This is a genomic window from Alcanivorax sp. NBRC 102024 (assembly GCF_001602235.1).
Lineage (GTDB): Bacteria > Pseudomonadota > Gammaproteobacteria > Pseudomonadales > Alcanivoracaceae > Alcanivorax.
Genome location: NZ_BDAS01000015.1, coordinates 44129 through 58256 on the forward strand (window position 1 = coordinate 44129; position 14128 = coordinate 58256).

The window sequence follows — 14128 nt, forward strand, 5'->3', positions numbered from 1 at the left end:
CAACCTGAATTTACCCTGAACGCTACCTGAAACCAGCATGAATCCGTGGGCAGCGGATATTTCAGGCATAAAAAAACCGGCCCGAAGGCCGGTTTTTTGCGTCATGCCAGCGATTATTTCTCGAGAATCGCTACCACGCCCTGGCCGCCAGCAGCACACACGGAGATCAGTGCGCGGCCGGAGCCTTTTTCGTTCAGCAGCTTGGCCGCGTTGGCGATGATACGGCCACCGGTGGCAGCGAACGGGTGGCCGGCTGCCAGGGAGGAACCTTTCACGTTCAGTTTGCTGCGGTCGATGCTGCCCAGTGCTTTCTTGCGACCCAGACGCTCTTTGCAGAAGGTCTCGTCTTCCCAGGCTTTCAGGGTAGACAGTACCTGGGACGCGAAGGCTTCGTGGATTTCGTAGAAATCGAAGTCCTGCAGGGTCAGGTCCAGCTTGTCCAGCATGCTCGGCACAGCGTAGGCCGGTGCCATCAGCAGGCCTTCTTTCTTGCCGATGAAGTCCACGGCAGCGGCTTCACCGATGGTCAGGTAGGCCAGTACCGGCAGGCCACGCTCTTTGGCCCACTCTTCGGTGGCCAGCAGTACTGTGGACGCACCGTCGGTCAGCGGGGTGGAGTTGGCCGGGGTCATGGTGCCGTCCGGGCCACCGAAGCAAGGCTTCAGGGTAGCCAGTTTTTCCAGGGTGGAGTCACCGCGCATGTTGTTGTCGCGCTCCAGGCCCTTGAACGGGCTGATCAGGTCATCCTGCCAGCCATCTTCATAGGACTTGGCCAGGTTCTGGTGGGATTTCCACGCCAGCTCGTCCTGGTCTTCCCGGGCAATGCCCCACTCTTTGGCGGTGATCGCCTGGTGCTCACCCATGGACAGGCCGGTACGGGGCTCGCCGTTCTTGGGGATGTCGGGCATCAGGGATTTCGGATTGAGCAGCTTCAGGCCCAGCTTGGCGCGTTCGCCGTTGGTCTTGGCACGGTTCAGCGCCATGAACACCTTGCGGGCTTCTTCGTTGACGCCCAGGGGCGCATCAGAGGTGGTGTCCACACCACCGGCGATGGCGCAATCGATCTGACCCAGCGCAATCTTGTTGGCCACCAGGATGGCCGCTTCCAGACCGGTGCCGCAGGCTTGCTGCAGGTCATAGGCCGGGGTTTCCGGGGCCAGCTTGGAGCCCAGTACGGATTCGCGCACCAGGTTGAAATCGCGGGCGTGCTTCATTACTGCACCGGCAGCCACTTCGTCGATCTTCTCGCCGTGCAACTTGAAACGATCCACCAGACCGTCGATAGCAGCAGTCAGCATTTCCTGGTTGCTGGTATCAATATACGCAGAGTTGGAACGGGCAAACGGGATACGGTTACCGCCGATAATGGCAACCTTACGTACGGCTTTACCTGCCAGCATAGTCATGTCCTCTAAAGATGGCGGTGAGCAACGACAGCGTGAAAACGCTACAGTATTCACTCGAATGGGCGCAGTCTACCCGCAACCGGCACGGCCTCATTGGCTCAAACGCCTGTTTGACTCCCGGCGCCGGTCAATACACCTGCCACATTGCAGTGATTCAATACGCGCCAGTGTGCGACAGGGCTGATTCCCATGCCCTACGAAAGAAGTCTGATTTTGGCCGTTCTTTCCTTGGCACATCTTTAAACTCGCTCTGGTTGCACTAATGTAGCCAGACACATTCATCTTCTGATGGCAAAGGACAGGATCATGAGCGATACCTATCAGGCGATTGCCAATTCCTCTATGGGCAAGGCGCTGTTTGGCGCAATCAATCTCCCCATCCCGGTGATTCTCGATCGCTGGCAGCCGGGCCAGGCTTCTTTCATCAAGGGCCGCGTACTGGTGGGCGCCGCCAACGGTTCCACCGGTATCGATACCGTCCTCGCGACATTGAAAGGGGCGCCGGAAGCACAGGTCGCCGTGCTGGCCAACACCGGCAACGCCACCGAGCTGCAGAAGAAAGCCGGCAAGCTGGGCGTGAGCGCGGACAACTACACCGCCAACCGCGAAGACGATGCCAAGTTCAAGGGCCTGGTATTCGATGCCACCGGTATCCAGAACCCGGATGAGCTGAAAGCCCTGTGGGAGTTCTTCCACCCGGTGATTCGCAAGCTGGAAAAATGTGCTCGCATTGTGGTCATTGGCCGCACCCCGGAAAAACAGACCGGCGCCACCCGTGTGGCCCAGCGCGCCCTGGAAGGTTTCACCCGCTCTGTGGGCAAGGAAATCAAGAAAGGCGCCACCGCCCAGCTGGTGTATGTAGACGAAGGTGCTGAAGCACAATTGGCGTCTCCCCTGCACTTCTTCCTGTCGCCGAAATCCGCCTACGTGTCCGGCCAGGTGGTTCGTGTTTCCGAAGCCGGCTTCAAGGCGACCAAGTTTGACTGGGACAAGCCGCTGGCGGGCAAAAAAGCGCTGGTCACCGGCGGTTCCCGCGGTATCGGTGCGGCCATTGCCGAAGTTCTGGCCCGCGACGGCGCCACTGTGACCGTACTGGATATCCCGCCCATGGCTGATGACCTGAACCAGGTGGCCGAGCAGATCGGTGGCGATACCCTGGAACTGGACATCACCGCTGACGACGCCCCCGCCACCATCGCTGCCAAGGCGAAGGCCATCGGCGGCTACGATGTGGTCGTGCACAATGCCGGCGTCACCCGTGACAAGATGCTGGGCAACATGCCGGAGAAATTCTGGGACATGGTGCTGAACATCAACATCGCCAGCCAGCTGCGCATCAACGAAAAACTGCTGGCTGATGGCGGCATGGGTGAAGGTGGACGCATCATCTCCATCAGCTCCATCGCCGGTATCGCCGGTAACCTGGGCCAGACCAACTACGGCGCTTCCAAGGCAGCCGTGATCGGCATGATCGATGCCTACAAGGACGAGTACGCCGAGAAAGGCATCACCATCAATGCCGTGGCCCCGGGCTTCATCGAAACCCAGATGACCGCCGCTATCCCCTTCACCATCCGTGAAGCGGGCCGTCGCATGAACGCCATGAACCAGGGCGGCCAGCCGGTAGACGTGGCTGAAACCATCGCCTTCTTTGCCAGCCCGGCCTCTCAGGGTCTGACCGGCAACGTGGTGCGTGTGTGTGGCCAGATGCTGCTGGGTGCGTAACAGCTGCAAGCCTCAAGCTGCAACACGGTTTGAGGCTTTCGCCACACGATCGACAAAAGAGCCGCACCGCAAGGTGCGGCTCTTTTGTTTGTGGGTTGTACTCCCAATCTATCAACGATAGCCGCTGTAGGAGCTCCTCTTGAGGGGCGAACCGAGCGAAGCGAGGCGGCAGACACATCCGTCCCCGCACTCTTTTCTAAAAGCTGCCGAGCCTTGAAGCGCCTGATCATCCTTCGGATGATTTCCGCGTTCACACACAGTTCGCCCCTCAAGAGGACTATTCGCTACGCTCACCCTTCGGGCCGCACTGTACTGCATGCGTTACTTCGCTGCGCTCTGTTCCTACAGCGGTTTCATAGATATGCCGTCGTAAAGGCCCACCACCAACAAGATCGTCGTAGAAATCCTGGCGCATCCAGTCCCCGGTTTTATCTTTTCGCAACTCGCTCCTCGTCACTCGCTACTGATTTATAAAAAGCCCTGCCGGGTTACCCCGGCAGGGCCTGAAAGATCCCGTGCTCTCCCGCAACGAAACACGGTGTGATCAGCGCGGCGGCACTCAGGCCGCTTTCGCCAGTTTGTCTTCGCGTTTCTTTTTCGCTTTCGCCGCTCCGCCCGGCATGTACTGACGCACATCCCAGAAGAAATAACGCTTCAACACGCTGTTGGCTTCGTCATCATTCTGCCGCCAGCCATACATTGCGGGTTTCTCCCTCTCGATGGCCAGGGTGCCGAAAATCAGCCAGTCGTAAATGGCCAGCGTGGAGGTCACATTCCTGGCGGAATTGGGGCCACGGGAATGATGATGGTGATGCTGGGTCGGGAAGGTCAGCACATGGGCCAGTGCCCACATGGTCTTGCGCACCCAGGCCCACCGGTGGTTATGGAAATACAGATCCCAGTTCCAGTTCACATGGGTCTGGGCCGCCCAGATGCCCTTGATGGCGGTGCCGATCAGGAACACCTCCACCAACCCCAGATACAGGCACACCAGCTGGAAGGTGTAGTTGGGCATGATCAGCCACCAGGCCCAGCCGTTCACAAAGGTCTGGGTCACAGACAATTGCCCCTTGTTGTCCTGGCCGCCTGCCAGGTGGTGGGGGCGATGGCTCATCTTGTAGAACGCCTGCACCCATTGCAGCAGCCGGTTCTTCGGTCGGCGGCTGTGGGCAAACAGGTGGAAGGAGCCATGGATAAACTCTTCGATGCAGAAGAAGACGATCAGGGTCGGCCAGAAATACTGCTCTTCAAGCCAGGCCAGGGAGCCCGCACTGCCAGGAAACAGGCCGGACAGCCCCAACGTCAGCAGCAGTAGTACCAGGGGCCGTTGCACGACCACCATCATCAAGGTGGCCAGGAAGGCGACCTTCCAGTCCTGACGGGTCTTTTTTCCGTCGCGGGTCCGTCCGGCGAGGACTTCCCAGATCGCGGCGAGGACAATAAAAACTGTCACAAAGGTAGTGAGTTGCTGGTCCATTGTTATTCTCCGGTTCAAGCATGTTGTTGCGCACACCGTTGAAAATAGACACCGGGTATTCCTTTTCCTAATTGATATTTGATATAAGTAATATCCATGAAACTGAATTTACGCAGTGTCGACCTGAACCTGCTGCCAGTATTCCACGCCATCATGGAGGCAGGGCAGCTGTCCCGGGCGGCAGAACAGCTTGGCATGAGCCAGCCAGCGATCAGCGCGGCGCTGCAACGGTTGCGTCATACCCTGGGCGACGAGCTGTTTGTGCGGACTCGCCAGGGCATGTTGCCCACTCCCCGTGCCCGGGAACTGCATCAGCATCTGGCGCCCCAACTGGCTTCCCTGCGCGACGTTCTGGATCCGCGCAATCGCTTTGACCCTGCCACCAGCCAACGGCATTTCCGCCTGCTCAGCACAGATTATTTCGAGATGGTACTGCTTCCGCCCTTACTGCAACGGATCCGCCAGCACGCACCGGACGTAATGCTGGAAGTGGCGCCGGTCGGTGACAACATGGCGGATACCCTGCACAAGGCCCATGCGGACCTGGCCGTGGATGCATTTGTGCCGGAAGACAGCCGGCTACGTCGGCACGTCCTGCTGGAAGAAAATCTGGTGGTGGTTGCCCGGCGGGGTCACCCGCAATTTCGCGGTCGCTGCAGTAAAAGGCGCTTCCTGGAGGCGGAACACGTGGTGTTGCCGGAGCGTCACCGTCGACTGCCGCTGGATCTGGTACTGAACGCGCCGGGCTGGCAGCGCCGCACCGGCGCCAGGGTGACCCAATTTGCCAGTATGCTCGCCGTCACCGCCCGCTCGGACATGATCGCCACGGTGCCCGAGCGTCTGGCTCGCCATTATGCCCATGGGCTGCAATTGCAGATATTGCCGTTCCCGGTAGCGATTCCCCCGGTACCGATTTATGCGCTCTGGCCCGACGCCCAGAACGGGGACCCCGCCCACCGGTGGCTACGTCAGCAACTGGCCGATTCCCTGGACACTGAACCTGTCCCTTGAATCCCTGTCCAATTACCACCATGTTTGAACACACAGACTTCTGACACAGGACACCCCATGGGTTTCGGTCGCATTTTCTTCTTCATCTTCGCTTTTGCCCTGCTGGAAGTACTGGTACTGGCGAAAGTCGCCGGCCTGATCGGCTGGCCGATCACCATCATCGCCACGGTGGTTACTGCCCTGCTGGGCAGCTATCTGTTTCGTCGTCAGGGACTGGAAACCTGGGTACGACTGAACCAGCGCATGCAGCAAGGTGACATGCCCGGCCAGGAAATGGTGGAAGGGATCATGCTGCTGCTCGGCGGCGCCCTGCTGATCACCCCCGGCTTCATTACTGACGCGGTGGGCTTTGCCCTGCTGCTGCCAGGCTCCCGCCGTGCCATGGCCCGCAAGGTGATCGAGAAAGGTACCCTGCAGGGCTTTACCACCATGCAGGGAGCAGGCTTCACCTACAGCAGTTATACCCGGCAGGGTCCCAACCCGTTTCAGCAGCCCCCCGGCCGGGACGATGGCAATGTGACCATCGAGGGGGAAGCCCACCGCACCGACGAACGCTAATCACAGCGTCAGCGTCGGGGAAATCCCCTGGCGCCAATTGAGGTGGCATGTCTAACCCGGTGCGTCGGCGGTTCAGCCGGTTCGCGCGCGCTCCCCTCCCCCTGCTAAACTCCGCGCCTTTACCTGACCCAGCCCGTTCGGCGGAGGCGCCATGAGCCTGTTTCTCAACCCCATTGTCTGGTCCGTGATTCTGCTCATGGGCCTGAGCATTGCGCGCATGAACGTGGTACTCGCCCTGCTCTGCGCGGCGCTGGTGGCCGGCATGGGCAGTGGCCTGGATCTGCAAAGCACCCTGTCTGCCTTTGGCGACGGCCTGGGTGGCGGCGCCAATATCGCCCTGAGTTATGCCCTGCTGGGGGCCTTTGCGGTGGCCATTGCCCGCTCCGGGATTACCGAATGGCTGGCCGCACGGATCATTGCCCGGCTCGGTCGCACCCCGGCGCCGGACCAGCTGCGTCTGATTCGCACGCTGCTACTCACGGTGCTGCTGGCCGCCGCCATCATGAGCCAGAACCTGGTGCCCATTCATATCGCCTTTATCCCGATCCTGGTGCCACCGCTACTGGAAGTGATGCACCAGCTGCGCCTGGACCGGCGACTGGCTGCCTGTGTGCTCACCTTCGGGCTGATTACCCCGTATATGGTGTTGCCGGTGGGTTTCGGCAGCATTTTCCTGCATACCCAACTTGGCCCCAGCCTGGCAAAAGCGGGTCTGGAAATTCCCAAGGGGGAACTGCCCCTGGCCATGCTGCTGCCCGCTGCCGGCATGGTGGTGGGCTTGATTCTCGCCTTCATCCGTTATCGCAAGCCCCGCGACTACCGGCCTGTGGCGCTGCCGGGCGAAGAGCAACACGCGCCGCTTTCGCTGCGAAATGTGATCGTCGCCGCCATTGCCCTGGCCGCCGCCCTGGCACTTCAGCTCTACAGCGATTCCATCATTCTCGGCGCCCTGGTGGGGTTTATGGTGTTTACAGCGGGGGGCGTGGTGCCCTGGCGGGAATCCCAGGACGCCTTTACCCAGGGCGTGAAAATGATGTCCCTGATCGGCTTTATCATGATTGCTGCCAACGGCTACGCTGCCGTGGTGGGTGCCAGCGGACAGGTGCCATTGCTGGTGGAGAGTGTGACCAGTGGTTTGCAAAGCCCGCCGGTGGCAGCGGCACTGCTATTACTGCTCGGCTTGTTTGTGACGCTGGGGATTGGCTCGTCGTTTTCCACCATCCCCATCATCACCACCCTGTATGTGCCGCTCTGCCTGGCACTGGGTTTCTCACCACTGGCCACCGCCGCCCTGGTGGGCAGTGCGGCTGCCCTGGGTGACGCCGGTTCCCCGGCCTCGGACTCCACGCTGGGTCCCACCGCCGGTCTGAACGCCGATGGCCAGCACGACCATATCCGTGACACGGTGATTCCCACTTTTATTCATTACAACCTGCCGCTGATCGCCGCTGGCTGGCTCGCCGCCATGGTGCTTTGAACAGAGGGCACGCTACCTGGACCGTTGGAGCCTTGCTCGCAAGGCGACTCTTTCGGGTATCCCTTTTTCACTGGTCCTTCGCCTTGTGAACAAGGCTCCAACGGGGTGATTACTTGCTCTTCCACATGCGGGCCACGGCCTTGTCGCTCCCCAACAGACCGACCACTTCACACACCAGCCCCACTGCCAGGAAAACCGCCACCGGGATCAGCCCGCCGTACAACTCAGCCACCACCGTTGCCGCTGCCGCCCCGGTGGACAGCACCAGAAACAGGGCTCCCACCACGATCAGGATTTTCCGGTGCGACGGACGATAGGCATAGTTGTCATCGCCGGACTCAAACGGATTGAGGATGGGAGAAAACACTTTGCGAAGAAATTCTTTCACTGGTTAACACCGATTCAATGTATTGATGAATGCCCCACTACCCGGTGAAGCAAGGATGGTGCCATGAGATGGAGCCATGAAATCTTTCACGGACAAACCGTAAAAAGGCGCCCTCGGCGCCTTTCTTTTGCTTTACTGTTGACCACGATCGACGCCTAACTTCTCTCCGCGGCATCTTCTTCCGCCTTCAACTTTCGGTACTCAATGGGTGTCATACCGACCCAGCGCTTGAACGCCCGATAGAAGGTGGACGGTTCCGAAAAACCGGTGAGATAGACGATTTCGTCGATGGATTCCTCGGTGCCGGCGAGCAGGCGTTTGGCCAGACGGCAGCGATAATCGGCAACCAGCTGGTTGAAGTTGGTACCGGCATCGGCCAGCCGGGTACGCAACTGGCGAGCCTTGATGCCCAGTCGCTCGGCCACTTCTTCCAGATTGGCATGGCCGGATTCCAGCAGTTCGCCGATCAGGCGATTGACCTGGGCGACCAGATCCTGCTTTTCCAGACGGGCCACCTGTTCGCTGGCCAGCTGCTCGTGCAGGTGCAACAGTTCCGGCTCGTGGTGGGCCGACGGCAGATTCATGACCCGGGCATCGAAGTACATGCCGATACTCGGCATATCGAACTTCACCGGACAATCGAAGAGCCGCTCGTATTCCTGCTGGTCCGCATGACGGCTATGACCGAAGTGGACTTCAAGCGGCTCGAAGGCACCGTCAGTGACGAAACGAAAGAACTTGATCACGCCCATCATCATGCATTCATTGAGATGGCTGAGACGTTTGCTCCAGATCATCTGTTTGAGAAAGACCCGATCCCCTTCCTCGAACAATTCCCCCTGGGCAGCGTCTGACAGCAGGCGCTGGTAATCCAGGGCACGTTTCAGGCCTTCGCCAAAAGTGGGGCTGGACAGGAACAGGTATTCCAGGACTTGGCCCTTGTAAACAGGAATATGCTCACCCAGGTGCAGGCCGACGTGTTCATCACCGGAGACTTTCTCCAGTGCCTGCCAGAACCATTCCTGGGCATCGTGGGGCGTACGCAGGTCAGGAACCTGAAGAATGGATTTGTCGAGACCGACTTCTGCCAACACGGCATCGGCATCAATACCGGCGTTAATCATGGCCTTGTAGGCCATTCGTAACAGCACACCGGAATCTGTCATTTCTGCCATGCGTTCTGCCTTGTCCCCAAATAAAAAAAGCTACTCTCAGATTGACTGAGAGTAGCATAAGGATGGCAGGGCCGGAACCAGCGCAGGACCGGCCCCAACCAGGAGATCGAGCTGCCCGGGAGTGATCAGGCAGCCTTGCGGGTTTCTGACTGCGGTTCACGGGTCAGGGATACCACTTTGGCTCGCAGGCCATTGAGTGGTCCCTTGTCGCTGCCGCCCTGGGTCTTGCTGGGCAAAGACAGCTTGAAGATCCGCTTCCACACACTCAGAGACTGCTTCACAAACGAGCCGGTGTTATAAGGCAGACCGTGCTTTTCACAGATGGCACGCACTTCCGGCGCAATTTTCGCGTAGCGATGGGCCGGCATGTCCGGGAACAGGTGGTGCTCGATCTGGAAGCTCAGGTTGCCGCTCATCACGTGCATCAGACGGCCGCCTTCAAAGTTGGCCGAGCCCAGCAGCTGACGGACATACCACTGTCCACGGGTCTCGTTCTCAATCACGGACTCCGGGAACTGCTCCACCTCTTCCGGGAAGTGACCATTGAAGATCACCTGGGAAGACCACAGGTTGCGCGCCAGGTTGGCGGTCACATTACCGGCAAACACGAAGGGCGCAAACGGGCCAGCCAGTGCCGGGAACAGCAGGTAGTCCTTGAACAGCTGCTTGCGCATCTTTTTCCAGGTCGGCTTGAACTCCGCTTTCAGCTCTTCCTTGGTCTTGGTCTTGTAGACCAGGTAGTCCTCCAGCTTGAGGCTCTGGATCGCCACAAAGTGCTGGAAGAAGGTGGCCAGGATGCCTGCCAGGATCGGGTTGAACAGGAAGCGCGGCTCCCAGTCCTGATCATCGGACATGCGCAGAATGCCATAGCCAATGTCATGGTCCTTGTCGAGCACGTTGGTGAACGTGTGGTGCTCGAAATTGTGAGTCTGCTTCCAGGCCGTGTTGGTGCAGGTGTTATCCCAGTCAAAGACCTTGGAGTTAATGGCCGGATCGCCCATCCAGTCATACTGGCCGTGCATCACGTTATGGCCGATCTCCATGTTGTCGAGGATCTTGGAGGCAGACAGACAGGCCACACCGGCCAGCCATGCCGGCGGCAGGAAACCTGCCATCAGCAGACCGCGGCCGGCCACTTCCAGACGACGCTGACGCTTGATCAGAGTACGGATGTAGTTGGCATCTTTTTCGCCCAGGTCCGCCATTTCCCGATTACGGATGGCATCCAGTTCCTGGCCAATGGTCTCGAATTGTTCGGCGGTCAAATTGCTGAAAATACTCATGTGCTTTCTCCTTAAACCCGGTTTGAAGATTCGTCCTGTGACGCTTCGGTTTGGGTGAATCCGTTTAGATGTCCAGGGTCACCGTGCCCACCGGCACGCTGACGCAAATTTGAATATCTTCTTCGCCACTGCTGATCTCACCGGTGCGGATATCGCGCACGTCACCGGCGGTCTTGCGGCAGGTACAGGCGTGGCAGATGCCCATGCGGCAACCGGATTCCGGGGTCAGCCCGGCAGATTCCGCTTGCTCAAGCAGGGTGGCACCATTGTTAATGGCCATTTTCTCGCTCTGTACGAAACGCACTTCGCCTTCCGCGCTGTCGCTTTCGATCTGCGGCGCCGCCAGGGTGAACTGCTCCTTGTGCAGACGCTCTGCCAGGCCGTCCTCTTCCCAGACTTTTTCCACCGCAGCCATCATCGGCGGCGGACCACACAGAAAAGTGGTTGCCTGTGCAAATTCCGGCGCAGCAATGTACAGATGTTCACGGGAAAACAGGCCGGACAGTTCACCCTGTTCACCCTCATCATTGAAGCAGCGCACCAGGGTCACGTTGTCGTGGGTCCGTGCGATCTCGTCCAGCTCGCTGGCATAGATCATGTCGGCGGCGCTGTTGGCGTAATGCAGGAAAGTGATCGGGCCGCTGAAGCCCTCATCACAAAGGGTGCGCAGCATGGACATCACCGGTGTGATACCGCTGCCACCACTGATCAGCAGCACCTGCTCCGGGCGTTCTTCCGGCAGGGCGAATTCGCCGTCCGCCTGGGACAGCAACACCACATCACCCACACTCAGTTGTTCACGCAGGTGACGGGAAACAAAGCCGTTGGCGTGCACTTTGGCGGTGAGCTCGATGCAGCCATCGGCGCGGTGCAGGGAGTTGGCCGGCGAATAACAGCGGGTCTGGCGCTTGCCGTTGATGGTGACGGAAAGCTGCACGAACTGGCCCGGGATAAAGCCTTCCCAGTTGTGATTGGGGCGCAGGGTCAGGGTCACGCTGTCATTGGTCAGGTAGCGCACGGCTTCCACCTTGGCGCGCACCTCATTGACGGACCACAGCGGATTGAACACTTCCAGATAACGGTCAACGCCATGGGGATAGGAAAGAATATCCGCCACGCGGGACTGCAGCAGGCGGGTAAGGCCTTGCTGAAAACGGCTGGAGGTCTGTGTCATTGCGTTCATTGGGTTCATCCCTGTAAGTGAACAGTTGTACGCATTATTCACAGGCTCATCGTTTTCGTCAACACCTGTACACACAATTTTGTAAAAACCTTCACTATCATGCAGTTACACATGTTTTCTGCGCACCAGTTGCATCACGGGCTCACAACGGGGAGAATTTACAGCGTATTTTCAGGGTCTGTGGGTGCGTGATGCCCGCCAGTACCCCGGCATTGTCCTGCCCGAGCAGCCGGAAACGGGAATGAAACTGCCGATCGGGCCTGCCCAACGACCTGAACCCCCCATGCAGAGGCGACCGGAATGAGCAAAGAAAGCACCAGCAGAACCCGCAAGCCGAAACGGGGGCAAACCCGTGAAGCTCTGATGGCAGCGGCGCTGGATCTGGTCGTCAAGAAAGCCCCGTTTTCCGCATTGAGTCTGCGTGAAGTCACCAAGAAAGCCGGAGTGGTCCCCACTGCCTTCTACCGGCATTTTCCGGACATGAGCGCCCTGGGGCTGACGCTGCTGGACGAATCCTTCCGTACCCTGCGTCATATGATGCGCCAGGTCCGCCAGGAAGAGCTCCCCAATGAACGGATGCTGCGCGGCTCCCTGGAGGTGTACTTCAACTATGTCCGCAACAACCGGGCGCACTTCCTGTTCGTGTCCAAGGAACTGGCCGGTGGCACGCCCACCATGCGCAACGCCATCCGCCGGGAAATCCGTATGTTCACCAACGAGCTGGCCATGGATATGGCCCGCTTTCCCTTCCTCAATCATGTGAACGCAGAAGACCTGCAAATGATGGCCGGGCTGGTAGTCAACAACGTGACCGCCCTCACCCAGGAAATGCTGGAACTGGAAGAAGACGACGAATTCGGCCAGAACCAGGTTCTCGGCACCGCCGAAAAACAGCTGCGGCTGATCTATTTCGGGGTCGGCATGTGGAAATCCAAACCGGACCAGTGAACCGGTCCCTGCCACCTTCCTTCTTGCAGACAAACCTCTGTCACAGTTTTATTTACGTGTGCTTTAGTCCCTATACAGCTTGTCTGCGCGGCCAATAGCGCATCGCCGACCCTGCTCTATACTCCCAGCAACATCGTCGTTCCATGATCTTTACGCCTCTGCCGGTCGCCGCGCAGGGTCATAAAGATCATGGGTCTGAGACCACCACACGACCAACGGGAAAGGATCGAGTAATGAGTGAGGTAAAATTCCGCGAACTGCGCAACGCGCCCCCCATGGTGATCAACTTCGCCAAAGCGGTCATGCGCGCCACCGTAAAGCCGGGCAGCAACCCCACCCTGCCGGAAATCGGCCTGCGCCTGAACGATGTGGCCCTGGACGAGAAGCACCTGGCCGCCTACCGCAAGGTGTGTGGCTTTGCCGCCGACGGCAAGCTGCCGGTGACCTACCCGCACATGCACGCCTTCCCACTGCATATGGCCCTGATTCTCAGCGACGGCTTCCCGTTCCCGGCCATGGGCCTGGTGCACGTGCGCAACAGCATCACCCAGTACCGCCCTATCAGCGAGCGTGAGCAGCTGAACGTGAAATGCTACCTGGGCAATCTGACCAAGGTGGACAAGGGCTACGAGTTCTCCATCTTTACCAGCATCAGCACCGGCGGTGAACGAGTCTGGGAAAGCGAATCGGTGAATTTCTTCCGCAGTGGCGGCGGTGGCAGCAGCAAGAAGAAAGATGCGCCCAAGCCCCAGCCGGCCACCGATACCGTGGAATGGAAAGTCCCCGGCGACACCGGCCGTCGCTACGGCGCGGTATCCGGTGACCGTAACCCGATTCACCTGTACCCGCTGTCTGCCAAACTGTTCGGCTTCAAGCGCCAGATCGCCCACGGCATGTGGTCCAAGGCCCGCTGCCTGGCCGAGCTGCAGAACCAGCTGCCCGAAGAAGCCTTCACCGTGGATGTGCAGTTCAAACTGCCCATGTTCATCCCCGCCACCGTGAAGTTCGAGAACAAGCCCGTCGATGGCGGCAGCGACTTCCGCCTGCTGGCCAAGGACGGCATCAAGCCGCACCTGGCCGGCCAGATCCGTCCGGCGGAGTAAAAACAGCTACAAGCGTCAAGCTACAAGCTGCAACGCGGGCAGGGCCGTGCTAATCACATAGCGCCCTGCCCGCGTTTTTTGTGGGGGCGGCGACGATAGGAGCGTCGCTTGCGGCGCGATTCGAACCTTGCCGTAGGTTGTTGATGTAGGAGCACCTCTTGAGGTGCGAACCGAGCGAAGCGAGGCGAGGCGAGGCGAGGCGACAAAGATCAAAGTCCGTCCGCCATTCTTTCTGGAACCTGTCGAGCTCTGAAATCCCTGATCGCCCTCCGGCCGATTTCCGCGCAAGCGCGGTTCGCCATGCAAGCATAGCTCCTACAGCGGCGTCGTAGACAGCACCGGGGGCGGGGAACTTCTCCGCCTTTCCCAATCCAACCAGCGTAGCTTGTAGCTT

At 59.4% G+C, this 14128-nt stretch carries 12 protein-coding genes; 6 read left to right on the forward strand and 6 right to left on the reverse strand.

Annotation, left to right across the window (positions count from 1 at the left end; genetic code table 11):
• Window positions 1-113: 113 nt before the first annotated feature.
• On the reverse strand, window positions 114-1400 hold the full coding sequence (locus A0251_RS16190; RefSeq protein ID WP_062817877.1) for an acetyl-CoA C-acetyltransferase: 1287 nt from the start codon (window positions 1398-1400) through the stop codon (window positions 114-116).
• A gap of 312 nt (window positions 1401-1712) precedes the next feature.
• Here A0251_RS16190 and A0251_RS16195 point away from each other — a divergent pair, with 312 nt between their 5' ends.
• Window positions 1713-3131 (forward strand): 3-oxoacyl-ACP reductase, encoded by a 1419-nt coding sequence (locus A0251_RS16195; protein ID WP_062817878.1) that lies wholly within the window; start codon window positions 1713-1715, stop codon window positions 3129-3131.
• Window positions 3132-3690: 559 nt separating this feature from the next.
• Here the strand turns inward: A0251_RS16195 and A0251_RS16200 are convergent.
• A complete protein-coding gene (locus A0251_RS16200; protein ID WP_062817879.1) occupies window positions 3691-4608 on the reverse strand; it encodes a sterol desaturase family protein in 918 nt (305 codons plus the stop codon).
• 96 nt (window positions 4609-4704) lie between these two features.
• Here A0251_RS16200 and A0251_RS16205 point away from each other — a divergent pair, with 96 nt between their 5' ends.
• The 3 genes from A0251_RS16205 to A0251_RS16215 all read left to right on the forward strand — a co-directional run bounded on the left by A0251_RS16205 (window position 4705) and on the right by A0251_RS16215 (window position 7654).
• On the forward strand, window positions 4705-5619 hold the full coding sequence (locus A0251_RS16205) for a LysR family transcriptional regulator (RefSeq protein WP_062817880.1): 915 nt from the start codon (window positions 4705-4707) through the stop codon (window positions 5617-5619).
• Window positions 5620-5676: 57 nt separating this feature from the next.
• Window positions 5677-6177, forward strand: coding sequence for an FxsA family protein (locus A0251_RS16210; protein WP_062817881.1), 501 nt, complete (start codon window positions 5677-5679; stop codon window positions 6175-6177).
• A 151-nt stretch (window positions 6178-6328) separates the two neighbouring features.
• Window positions 6329-7654: a Na+/H+ antiporter family protein gene (locus tag A0251_RS16215; protein WP_062817882.1), complete on the forward strand. Its 1326-nt coding sequence runs from the start codon at window positions 6329-6331 to the stop codon at window positions 7652-7654.
• A 109-nt stretch (window positions 7655-7763) separates the two neighbouring features.
• Here the strand turns inward: A0251_RS16215 and A0251_RS16220 are convergent, their stop codons facing one another.
• From A0251_RS16220 to A0251_RS16235, 4 genes are all read right to left on the reverse strand, one after another.
• On the reverse strand, window positions 7764-8042 hold the full coding sequence (locus tag A0251_RS16220) for a hypothetical protein (RefSeq protein ID WP_062817883.1): 279 nt from the start codon (window positions 8040-8042) through the stop codon (window positions 7764-7766).
• A 155-nt stretch (window positions 8043-8197) separates the two neighbouring features.
• On the reverse strand, window positions 8198-9217 hold the full coding sequence (locus A0251_RS16225) for an AraC family transcriptional regulator (protein ID WP_062817884.1): 1020 nt from the start codon (window positions 9215-9217) through the stop codon (window positions 8198-8200).
• 125 nt (window positions 9218-9342) lie between these two features.
• Window positions 9343-10500: an acyl-CoA desaturase gene (locus A0251_RS16230; RefSeq protein WP_062817885.1), complete on the reverse strand. Its 1158-nt coding sequence runs from the start codon at window positions 10498-10500 to the stop codon at window positions 9343-9345.
• A 64-nt stretch (window positions 10501-10564) separates the two neighbouring features.
• A complete protein-coding gene (locus tag A0251_RS16235) occupies window positions 10565-11683 on the reverse strand; it encodes a ferredoxin reductase (RefSeq protein WP_231874267.1) in 1119 nt (372 codons plus the stop codon).
• A gap of 300 nt (window positions 11684-11983) precedes the next feature.
• On the opposite strand from A0251_RS16235, the gene A0251_RS16240 reads away from it, so the two are divergent.
• Window positions 11984-12631, forward strand: a complete 648-nt coding sequence (locus tag A0251_RS16240) for a TetR family transcriptional regulator (RefSeq protein ID WP_062817886.1) — start codon at window positions 11984-11986, stop codon at window positions 12629-12631.
• Between the two features lie 233 nt (window positions 12632-12864).
• Complete coding sequence (locus tag A0251_RS16245; protein ID WP_062817887.1) at window positions 12865-13734, forward strand: MaoC family dehydratase; 870 nt, start codon at window positions 12865-12867, stop codon at window positions 13732-13734.
• Window positions 13735-14128 lie beyond the last annotated feature (394 nt).

What these genes read in the sequence shown, in the direction of transcription:
- A0251_RS16215 (WP_062817882.1), top strand. Translation starts at nt 6,329, where the DNA reads ATGAGCCTGTTTCTCAACCCCATTGTCTGGTCCGTGATTCTGCTCATG.
- A0251_RS16235 (WP_231874267.1), bottom strand. Translation starts at nt 11,683, where the DNA reads ATGAACGCAATGACACAGACCTCCAGCCGTTTTCAGCAAGGCCTTACC.
- A0251_RS16205 (WP_062817880.1), top strand. Translation starts at nt 4,705, where the DNA reads ATGAAACTGAATTTACGCAGTGTCGACCTGAACCTGCTGCCAGTATTC.
- A0251_RS16195 (WP_062817878.1), top strand. Translation starts at nt 1,713, where the DNA reads ATGAGCGATACCTATCAGGCGATTGCCAATTCCTCTATGGGCAAGGCG.
- A0251_RS16200 (WP_062817879.1), bottom strand. Translation starts at nt 4,608, where the DNA reads ATGGACCAGCAACTCACTACCTTTGTGACAGTTTTTATTGTCCTCGCC.
- A0251_RS16190 (WP_062817877.1), bottom strand. Translation starts at nt 1,400, where the DNA reads ATGCTGGCAGGTAAAGCCGTACGTAAGGTTGCCATTATCGGCGGTAAC.
- A0251_RS16230 (WP_062817885.1), bottom strand. Translation starts at nt 10,500, where the DNA reads ATGAGTATTTTCAGCAATTTGACCGCCGAACAATTCGAGACCATTGGC.
- A0251_RS16225 (WP_062817884.1), bottom strand. Translation starts at nt 9,217, where the DNA reads ATGGCAGAAATGACAGATTCCGGTGTGCTGTTACGAATGGCCTACAAG.
- A0251_RS16240 (WP_062817886.1), top strand. Translation starts at nt 11,984, where the DNA reads ATGAGCAAAGAAAGCACCAGCAGAACCCGCAAGCCGAAACGGGGGCAA.
- A0251_RS16245 (WP_062817887.1), top strand. Translation starts at nt 12,865, where the DNA reads ATGAGTGAGGTAAAATTCCGCGAACTGCGCAACGCGCCCCCCATGGTG.
- A0251_RS16210 (WP_062817881.1), top strand. Translation starts at nt 5,677, where the DNA reads ATGGGTTTCGGTCGCATTTTCTTCTTCATCTTCGCTTTTGCCCTGCTG.